Annotated in this window: 11 protein-coding genes and 2 pseudogenes; 3 read left to right on the forward strand and 10 right to left on the reverse strand. The window is 43.1% G+C overall.

Annotation, left to right across the window (positions count from 1 at the left end; all coding sequences use genetic code 11):
* Positions 1-94: 94 nt before the first annotated feature.
* From ABD909_RS07335 to ABD909_RS07380, 10 genes and pseudogenes are all read right to left on the reverse strand, one after another.
* Positions 95-813 (reverse strand): annotated as a pseudogene (locus tag ABD909_RS07335) (Rha family transcriptional regulator).
* 316 nt (positions 814-1129) lie between these two features.
* Complete coding sequence (locus tag ABD909_RS07340; RefSeq protein ID WP_345097285.1) at positions 1130-1471, reverse strand: head-tail joining protein; 342 nt, start codon at positions 1469-1471, stop codon at positions 1130-1132.
* Between the two features lies 1 nt (position 1472).
* On the reverse strand, positions 1473-2549 hold the full coding sequence (locus tag ABD909_RS07345; protein WP_345097286.1) for a major capsid protein: 1077 nt from the start codon (positions 2547-2549) through the stop codon (positions 1473-1475).
* A gap of 12 nt (positions 2550-2561) precedes the next feature.
* Positions 2562-2933 (reverse strand): head decoration protein, encoded by a 372-nt coding sequence (locus tag ABD909_RS07350; protein WP_345097287.1) that lies wholly within the window; start codon positions 2931-2933, stop codon positions 2562-2564.
* Positions 2930-3304, reverse strand: coding sequence for a hypothetical protein (locus tag ABD909_RS07355; protein WP_345097293.1), 375 nt, complete (start codon positions 3302-3304; stop codon positions 2930-2932). The genes ABD909_RS07350 and ABD909_RS07355 overlap by 4 nt, the downstream gene beginning before the upstream one ends.
* Complete coding sequence (locus ABD909_RS07360; protein WP_345097288.1) at positions 3193-4254, reverse strand: S49 family peptidase; 1062 nt, start codon at positions 4252-4254, stop codon at positions 3193-3195. The genes ABD909_RS07355 and ABD909_RS07360 overlap by 112 nt, the downstream gene beginning before the upstream one ends.
* Positions 4244-5791 (reverse strand): phage portal protein, encoded by a 1548-nt coding sequence (locus tag ABD909_RS07365; RefSeq protein WP_345097289.1) that lies wholly within the window; start codon positions 5789-5791, stop codon positions 4244-4246. The genes ABD909_RS07360 and ABD909_RS07365 overlap by 11 nt, the downstream gene beginning before the upstream one ends.
* Positions 5791-6039 carry a phage head-tail joining protein gene (locus ABD909_RS07370; protein WP_345097290.1) on the reverse strand — a complete coding sequence of 83 codons (249 nt, stop codon included), beginning with the start codon at positions 6037-6039 and terminating at the stop codon, positions 5791-5793. Before ABD909_RS07370 ends, ABD909_RS07365 begins: the two co-directional genes overlap by 1 nt.
* Positions 6040-6042: 3 nt before the next feature.
* Positions 6043-7971 (reverse strand): phage terminase large subunit family protein, encoded by a 1929-nt coding sequence (locus ABD909_RS07375; RefSeq protein ID WP_345097291.1) that lies wholly within the window; start codon positions 7969-7971, stop codon positions 6043-6045.
* Positions 7972-8001: 30 nt separating this feature from the next.
* Positions 8002-8553 (reverse strand): hypothetical protein, encoded by a 552-nt coding sequence (locus ABD909_RS07380; protein ID WP_345097292.1) that lies wholly within the window; start codon positions 8551-8553, stop codon positions 8002-8004.
* A gap of 94 nt (positions 8554-8647) precedes the next feature.
* Here ABD909_RS07380 and ABD909_RS07385 point away from each other — a divergent pair.
* The 3 genes and pseudogenes from ABD909_RS07385 to ABD909_RS07395 form a co-directional block, all read left to right on the forward strand.
* Positions 8648-8854: pseudogene (locus ABD909_RS07385) on the forward strand (hypothetical protein); the annotation flags it as partial.
* A gap of 122 nt (positions 8855-8976) precedes the next feature.
* The gene (locus ABD909_RS07390; protein ID WP_019222085.1) at positions 8977-9240 is read left to right on the forward strand and encodes a type II toxin-antitoxin system RelB/DinJ family antitoxin; all 264 of its coding nucleotides are present in this window, start codon (positions 8977-8979) and stop codon (positions 9238-9240) included.
* Complete coding sequence (locus ABD909_RS07395; RefSeq protein WP_345097294.1) at positions 9227-9508, forward strand: type II toxin-antitoxin system YafQ family toxin; 282 nt, start codon at positions 9227-9229, stop codon at positions 9506-9508. Before ABD909_RS07390 ends, ABD909_RS07395 begins: the two co-directional genes overlap by 14 nt.
* Positions 9509-9643: the final 135 nt, after the last annotated feature.

Consider the following 9643-nt stretch of genomic DNA (forward strand, 5'->3'; position numbering starts at 1 on the left):
ACCAGAGCTGTACAATCTTTGTCACTCATATTTTCATGTCTAGAAAATTGAGACAATGCTATCCACAAATCGCATAAGAAGTTGGTATCAATCTTCATTGTACACCTCCATGGATTTGCTCTCTTAGGCATGCCAATCCTCTGGAGGTGATTTTTGTTGAAGGGAGGACCTTTTCTGTACCATCGGGTCTTTGAATAGTAATCGCAGGGCAATCCATAAAGCCTTTCTTGATTTTATCTTGATAGGGTAACAAAGGCGCCCCTGGAGCCGTCGATAGACCCAATCATTTTTACGTAGGTAATCGGTTAAATCCTTTGGTCTCACTTCAAGCATTTTTGCTGCTTCGATAAGACCGAACAGCCCATCAGAACGCTTTAAGCCTTCCAAAGCCTCTGCTTTTGGAGTTAATTCTGCAATCACATGATCTTTCTGTTCGATTTGGCTTTGTAGGTGATTTAAGACACCAAGTAAGGCTTCGGGTTTGGAATAGTCAACTTGTGGAACAGCGACTTGCTTTTCTAATTCTTGCCAACGGTCAATGATCTTAGCTCGTAAAGCAGTACTGTAACCAGATACGAGAATGAGACATTCACGTTTGGGAAGGTTATAACAAGGGAGGGTGCGACCTGTTGAATCTTTATAGACTCCTGCAAAATCACTGGGCTCAAATTTGAGCTCAGTGAATATTTGTTTAATATCTCGCATAACGTTTTTATGCTGCTTACCACACACCTCTGCAATTTCAATGCTAGACATAGTTTGAACTGTTGCGTCGTTAGCAACATTTTCTGTAACTTCTATAAGAGTGTTCATGATGAACTCCTTACTACTTAGACGTTTCTTAATGACACTCTAAAAGAGCGCCGGGTGCTAAGAAACACGGTAGTAAGTCCGTCGTTATGTTTTCCCCGTAAGGGTATTTTATGACATAACTACACCCGACAAGATCCTTATATGCTACGTACATATAATGAGTCAAAGTTTTTAAATTTGCGGAAGATTAGTTATTTCGGCAACCAACCCGCTTACTATCAAGGTGTTTCTTAGGCACCTGATTCGACAATAGACATATTGTTGCCATATTGTCAAGTGGTGACTTCACATTTTTTAAAAATTAATAAGTGTATCTTTATTTTATCTCTCGCAGAATAAGCTTGTACATACCGGATTCAGAGGCTTGTACCTCTGTGATCACGAAGTGGTCTTGAGAAGTATCTTTAGGAGAAATAATGACAACACTATCTTGAGGCTTTGGGGGGAAGCCGCCGATATCATGAATACAAACATCAAGTTCTTTTCTAGGTACTGTTGTGGGAATTCTCCCACCAGCGTCCGATTCTGAATGTTTAATGCCGTAAATCGCTGTAATCCGAAACGATTGTTGATTGTCCTTTCGCGTGTAGATGACGGGTTGCCCAAAGGTGTTACGTACATCTTGAATCATTTTATGAAGCAACCCGTACCATTGCATGTTATTTGCCTCCACTGACCGCTTTAAAGAGCATTTCAGGGCGTGTGCAGATGTAAAGCGGATAGCTGTAGACCTCCGGTTTTACCCATGCATTACGGTCGTTATCGACAATCAACATAGCGTAGAGAGGTCTTCCAACGGTGTTGGCAAAATCCAAGCTTTCTCCCGGTGCAAAGGTTTTTTGGAAAACCCCAGGCGCATTAGCAGGAAAGAATTGGCATTCATCAGGCTTAATCCCTATGGCGCGTTTTGTCCCAGCTTTTGCACTCACATTATAGTTATGAATACTCCGGTAATTAATGAACGTAACACCCGCAAAGTCAAAACTGCCAAAGCTTCCAGAACCAATTGCGCTTGGTGTTGCAACACCTCCAGCGCTATTGAGTGTTTGTGCAAGAGCTGTGTTGAGATAGGTCTCACGAATTGTTTTATGGTTTTTCAATTTGGAAAAGAATTCATTTCCACAAAGCCCAATAATCCGTGAACGATCAGAAAATGCCCCCTTTGAAGCCTCAATCATTCTCATAATAACTTGATCAACATGGTCGGCAACATTTGTTGTCTCAACATTGAGTTTAAAATCAATTGGCTTTGGGGGTGCAATTTCCCATTCCTTGTACCAATCAACAATAACAGAGCCATCAGCATCAAGCACAACACCTTGAACAGCGCCAAGCTGCATGTTTTCCCATGTCAATTCGATTTCAGAAATCAGCTTCTTTTGTTTTCTAGCAATATATTTCATTGCCGTCTCTAACTGATCTTCTGTACCAAATTCACGCCGGTTCTGAATTTCATCTGATTTTACCGTATCACTTTTAGCAATCCGTGTTGTTTTGAAAAACCTTAGATTACGTCTATCTCTATCTCCTTCAACCAAAGGGGCGCCCCGTTCACTGGTTTGAATCAAGGACAATGTATTGTCACGTCTTTCAATGCCAACCACTGTGGTACTTGTTTCCACTTCTTCAAAAAGATCAAGAGAGCTAATGAGCCCCGGTTGAAACTCATAGTTTTCAATCGCTTTCATCATGGTAACGGCAGAGAAAGCGTCGTGTTTAAAAAAGTTCATATCCATGTGCGCATTCTCCTATCGCAACAGTATTTTGTTATTGTCTTCTAAAGACTGAATGGCAGCACTTTTCTGTTCATCGGTGATGGCATCTGGCCATAGGAGTTCAGAAGCTTTTACGGTACTCAAGCGCGCTGTAATCACCGCGCGTTGCTCTGCCTCTGTTACATCAACAGTGGCATAAGAAATCCCTGCCGGCGTTTGACTGCCATCTGATAGTGCTGGATTAAGGGGAACATATTTTCCCGTTGCTGTTACTTTTCCCATAACAGTGCCGGCTTCAACAAATGCCCCTGATGCAAAAACCACTTCTTCATTGGACATATCCGTGTCATAGCGTCCAAGATAAGCGCCATTGCGAACATCTTCATAAAAAACTTGATTATTCATTTTATTGCCCTCCAAGCTGCTTCCCATCTTGTATGAATTTTTGCCTTGCTCGCCCCATCACTATGGGGCGCTGTGGTCGAGAGTTTTAAAGAGGAACTTTTCGAGACAGCAGCAGATAAGACAACATTTTTAGCCTTCTCAACATTCATGCCGCTTTTAATTGCTTTGGCTGCATCAAAAGAAACACCCAAACGCTTTGCTTGTTTTTCAAGGTTTGTCAGTGCCTGTGCGCGCTTTCTTTCCTTTTCAAGAGCTGCTTTTATGGTTTCTTGCTTATCTTCGTTGTTTTCATTTTCCTCTTCGTCTTCATCATCGTCGAAGTTTTCGGCATCTTCGTCAATGTCGAGAGTGTCTTCTTCGTCTTCATGGATGACGTCGATAATCTTTTCATCATCGTCTTCTTCTGCGCGATAGAGTGTGCGTGCCATGTGTTTTTTCCTTCTTTTGTTGCTGTTGGGGGTGAGTTAATGGAAGCTGTTAAGGCTTCCAAAGCTTGCGCAAGGGTCCCTTGCGTATCTGCTAATCCAAGCGTAATCGCTTGATTGCCTATAAAAGTTTCTGCTTTGGTGTCGCGGATTGCAGCCGCATTCAGAGGTCTGTTTTGCGCAACCAAATCCACAAACATCTCGTAGAGCAGGGCGCAATCTGCTTGTATTTTTATCTGTGCTGTATCGGCGAGTGGTTCGTGAGAATTTCCATGAACTTTGTGATCACCTTCAAAGATAAAAGTCCATTTAAGCCCATGTTTTTCATCGGCACGGGACTGATCAAGATGGGCACAAACAACCCCAATGGAGCCCACAACCCCTGTGCGCGCAATCCAGATTTGAGAAGCAGAACAAGCAATGGCATAAGCTGCAGAACAAGCAACCTCATTGGCATGTGCCCAAATGGGTTTGTTATATTTTTTTGAGAGTGCTTGAAACTCTTCCACAAGATCAAACACACCACCAGCTTCTCCACCGCTACTATCAATATCAAGCAATATTCCGCGAACATCAGGCTGCCCAATCGCTTCACGAAAAGAAGCCCCCAAACCTTCATAAGAGGTTAGACCCGATAAAGCTCCAAGCCATGCACAACGGCGTACAAGCGTGCCGTGAACCGGTATGATGGCAATATTGTTTTGCACGACGTAAGTTTCTGGTGGTCTTAAAGGAGCACCATCTTTTTCTAACAATGCTCTTACGGCAAACTTTTCTCCTGCAAAAAGCCGTGGTGCAAGAGCATTGAGAATAATATCCAGCTTTGTGGAGGCAAGCATGAGAGGAACGCCAAAAAGCCGGGATGCCAAAAACGGCATATCAAGATTATTCGCCATTTGCATGTGCCTTACTGTCTTGGTTACTTTCATAAGTTTCAGAAGTCTCTGAATCTTCATCATCAATCAGTTGATTGCTAGCAGAGGGCGCTAGCGCATAATCGGTATCAAAAGATAAACCCCGCGTGCGCGCATCTGTGCGTTCTTCTGCGAGTTCGGCATGAATGTTATCAATATCAAAACCCCGTTCAGCCAATGCCATACGCCGTGTTTTCAAGCCAGCACGGATTTCTTCTTTTTCTGCGGAGATATCCTTGATGGGATCAATCATTTCAAGGGGTGGTGCAAAGCTTTCACATTGAAGCCATGGCAAGGAATTTTCTTCCCATCCTGGTAAATTTACGCGTCCAGCAAGCACTGCCATTTCGACAAAACGTGCCCAAACAATGCGATTAAACTGAAAGGCAATGATATGTTCTCGCCATTGTTTGACATGGCGTCTAAACTGAATAATGGAGGTTCGCACATTGGAAAAATTCCCCCGTGTAACATCTCCTGTCACAACGGCATAAGGCATGTTGATAGCAGAACAAATTTTTAAAATATTGCGAAATTGAAAAGCTTCATAAGAACCTCCAACCTCAACAGGATTAGAGAATGTAACCTCTTTATTCTCTCCTAAATAAAGAGATGCACCGGGCGCAATGACAGGTGCTTTGTATTCTTCTTCAACGTTGTTTTTATCACGATTATCGGATAATTTTTCGACGTTTGGTGAATTGTCCTTGACAAACGCCGCGAAAAGAGCCGCCGTCCTTTTTCTATCGAGTTCTGCGTCGTCATAGGATTCGAGTTGAAAGATTTTTGTCATAGCACGCGTTATTTTGGGAGAACCACGCAATTGTCCGGCAATCCGGCGCTCTTTGATATGAATGACCATTTCAGCAGGCACACGTATGCGTTCTTGACTCTCAAAGACTGTGCTTGCAGAACAATCATCATAGGGGTGATGTTTCCAAAAATGATAAGCAACACGCTTACACCTGGCATCGAATTCAATTCCCATACGAATGTAATTGCCTTCAATCTCAGCCGGTCCATTATAGGTGAGATCCAACATTTCGGTAGGATAAACTTGCAACTGAAGAGGTACACCAGAGCGTCCATAAAGGTCAACATAATGCAGTCTTACAAAGCATTCACCGGTTAAAAAGACCTCTCTTGCAATGGTTGCTTGCAGCCCATAAAAGCTGGCATCTTCATCATAATCGGCTTCATCAACCCATTGCCACCACAAGTCTAAAAGTTTTTTCTTTTCTTCTTTAAAGCCTTCAATGCGAGGAGAAGGTTTAATCCCATCACTCACCGCGGCAGAGACCCATTCCTCTGTTGCAGAACCATAAAGAGATTCATTGTCATAAAGCCACCTTGAACGGGCAACAATGGTATCACCGCATTCCTCAATGGCTTTATTGATATGTTTTTTAGCAGGATCAAAACCACCCATACGGCGGTTTTTGCTTGCCGCTTCAAAATGGGGATTGTGTTGACGAGAAATTGTAAAAAAGCCCGTAATTTTATTGAACAAACCAGCCATTAATAGCCTCGTGATATGTTAAAATAGAACACGCGTGAACGTTTACGCCCTTCAAGGTTTGCTATTTGTGTGTTCAGCATCTCAAGGGCTCTGCGCAGTTCTTCAACAGAGCGGTTGCTGATTTGCTTATCGCCGTGACGCACTGATTGCGCACCCGAATAAAGAGCCTCTTCAATTTGCTCACGTCGCCTTTTTAAACTTTCCAGTCTCGAAAATTTGCTGTTTATTGGTTCTAAAGTTTCATCCACAAATTACCTCCAATCCCCTTGCATATAAGGATTCATCACCGTTCTGGATTGTTTCCTTTTAGGTTGTGTTATCTGAAATCTTCTTGGAGAAGGAGAGGGCACATGTTCTGATGTTGGCTGCTCTAAAGAGCCCTCAATTTTAAGTTTTTTCAAACGCTCTTCTAAGATATCGACTTCTCGATTAAGGTTTATTCCTGCCGAAATCAGACCTTGTAAAGCTGCATAAGCATAGACTCTACAGTCCAAGGCTTCATTCCTTGCTTTTTCACTTTTTTGCCATTCAATACGCTTGAAGCCTTTAAAAAATTTGATCACTTTTCTTTCAGCGGTTAGCTGGTCAAAATATTGTCGATCAAGGCTTTTATGAAAATGTGTTGCACCAGCCCCCGTTGCTTCTGGACCCGACTTTTTAAAGCGCGCTGTAATGATATCTTTCGCCGCATCAACCCCAACAATATAGAGGTTAATCTGCCCTTTGTTGTTTCTGCTTGGGCGGCGCGGCCATACCGCACGCCAACCAGCTTGTCCCTTAATGCCCCATATCCGCCGTCCTTCACGGGGGCGCACATAATTATAAACTGCCTGCGTATGTCCACCACCGGTATCAATACAAGCCGCCGTTATCCTAATTCCCTCTTTATAGCCTGGATGTGGCCAACGTTTTCCAAGATATTCATCCAATTGGTCCCACACTTCAAAAGAAGAGGGATCACCAGGGATAACTTGATAATCAATATGCCAACTTTCTTCGCTGCGCCCCCATCCCACCACTTCAAGCTCTAAACGGTCATTTTGCACATCAATGCCTGCCGTCAACACGACGGCTTGTTCTGGTGCTAAAGGATAGTCTTCGCGTTTTGCATAGAGGCTGTCTGGATCAACAACCTCACCGGTTCTATCCTCCCATGGCTCTCCAAGAACGGTATTCACAAAAGGCTGTAGAAGCGCTGGATCATCCTTGGCATTTAAAAACTCGCGTGCACATTCTCCCCAAGTAAGCCAAGGGGAATAGAGTGCAGAAATATGATAGGAGCGCAAATTGGGTCTGCTTGACTCACTCGTTGGAACCCAACATGCGCCTTTTTCTTCACACATCAAATCTGTTTTTCGGTGTTCGGCATGCTCATGACCACAATGGGCACAAACAAAAACAGCTTTTTCAGGGGCGCCTTTTGGCCATTTAATCTGTGACCAAACAATTGGCTGGAGTACACCACATGCATCACAAGGGACGTTGTAATATCGCTGGTCTCCTAGCACAAAATCCTTGGCAATACGGCTTGTGTCACGGTGGGTGGGTGTGGACAATTTAAAGATCTTTCGTTGTACAAAGGTTGATGTGCGCTTTTCCGCAATCATCACTGGATCCCCTTCGTTATCAACACTGAGAGGATAACCATCAACCTCATCCAAAATCAGATAACGAATAGGCATAGAACGCAGACCAGCTGCACTGTTTGCTCCTGTAAGCATCAACGCCCCACCATCAAACTCCTTAGAAAACATGGTATTACCGCTGTCACGCGCACGAGCGGGGGCTATACGTTCACTTAAAACGGGACTTGCCATAATCATAGGATCAAGCCGCGTCTTTGAAAGCTTCTTAGCTGTCTCAACGGTAGGCATGACATAAAGGGCAGGCCCTGGACTATAATGAATAGCATAACCGCAGAAATTCAGTCCTGCCTCTGACATGCCAACTTGCGCCCCTTTCATGACAATGGTTGTTTCAATCGGTTTGTGAGAGGAAAGATTATCCATGATTTCGCGCAAATAGGGGGTGCGTTTTGTTCTCCACAATCCAGGTTCAGCACTTGCTACCGTGCTAAGGTATCTATTTTTATCCGCCCATTCGGAAACCGTGTATGGTGGGTCCGGTTGTCTTGCATCATTGGCATTGGCGAAAAATTCTGTAACAGCATTCTCATCCATTATTCATTCTTTGCTCGCCCCAAAACTCTCTCATTCTGGAGGTTGAGGATCATGATAAGGAACTGGAATATGAACAGCTTCAAGCAAAGCCTTTCGTATGTAATAATCAATGGCACCGATTAGGCTTGCAGCATCACATCCAACTTGTGCGGCAATGCTTGCACCAAATCGATGAGGAAAATTCAACATGGCGTCACGGTGTGCTCTTCCAAACTCACGCGCTGCTTTCTTGACTTCTTCACGGTCAACGGTTGTTTCGCGTAAGCGTTCAAGAGCAATCTTTTCGCTTTCAAGAGCAACTTGCATTCGCTCCAGTTTAATTTTGTATTCATTAGCACCCTCTGTAGAGATTTGTTTGATCTTTGTGCGTGCTTGACCATCCGGTGCTAAAAATGGGGCGGGGCGCTTTGTTGGATTCTCATTCCAGATAGCTGTTGCAAGCGCTTCATTAACAGAACCATCTTCAAAAAGAGCCTTATCAAATTTACCTGTTTTAAAACGCGAAGCCACCGCATTCGGGGAAACACGCATCTTTCTTGCAAAGGCACGAAGCGATAAACCTTTTCGAGATTTCTTATTCATAATTGCCCCTTTCTTGCTTCTTTGTCCTAAGAAGTAAGGTTTTACGGTGTTACGAATAATTGACAATTGGGTATAATCGGGTATGTATTCCGGTATGCAAACAGATACACTCAAAATTACACAAGAATTGTTGGCTCTTAACAAAAACTTTGAAATACGATGTGGCTATACAAAAGAAGATTTGGAAGCCGTAGATTCTCCACCATTGACAGATGAAGAACTTGCACGCCTAAAGCCAGCTAAAGGTGTTTTACCACCCTCATTCTTTAAGTATATAACACAAGAGCGCCGTAAACGTGGGTAAAGCCTTTAAAAAAGTAAGCGATTGTTAAGCTAACCTCTACACCCTAAAAAGTGCTTTACAGTTGAAATCAAACTTCAATTGTATTACATTGAAATACAATTAAGAGAGGAGAAGTCATTATGGCTACCAGTCGCATGGTTCAAGCGCGTGTACCGGAAGAGATTCAAAATGTTGCTAGTCAAGTTATTCAAGCTTCTGGTTTGTCAGTAAGTGATGTCGTGAGAGTGTTAATGACACGTATTGCGCAAGATAAAGCTATTCCTTCTTTCTTATTTCAGCCCAATGCAGAAACGATAGCAGCTTTTGCTGAATTTGATGAAGGCAATTTAAAAAAGTTTCATTCCGTAGACGAATTATTTGATGATCTCTATGCGGACGATTGAACGTACCACCATTTTCAAACGTGATTTTAAGCGTGAGATGAAAGGGCAACATCGGCATCTTTTAGAGACTGATTTACGCAAAATCATCGCAGCATTAGCAAATGATCAACCTTTAGAGCTTCGGTACCGTGATCATGCACTGACTGGAAATTGGAGTAATTATCGAGATTGTCATATTCGACCTGATCTCGTGTTAATTTATCGCTTGGTTGATCAAGACCGATTGGTTTTGGTGCGTCTTGGCTCTCATTCACAACTTGATCTTTAACCACCTCTCCACCTTTAAAGATGGGGAAGGGGAATATTTTACTTTAAGCAACCTTTTTAATGGGGTTATCACAATCCGGTTCATAAGCACGCAACAAAGAATCCATGCTATGCGGTAGCTCTGAATCTCCAAAAT

It is taken from the genome of Bartonella acomydis, assembly GCF_039543025.1.
GTDB classification, from domain to species: domain Bacteria; phylum Pseudomonadota; class Alphaproteobacteria; order Rhizobiales; family Rhizobiaceae; genus Bartonella; species Bartonella acomydis.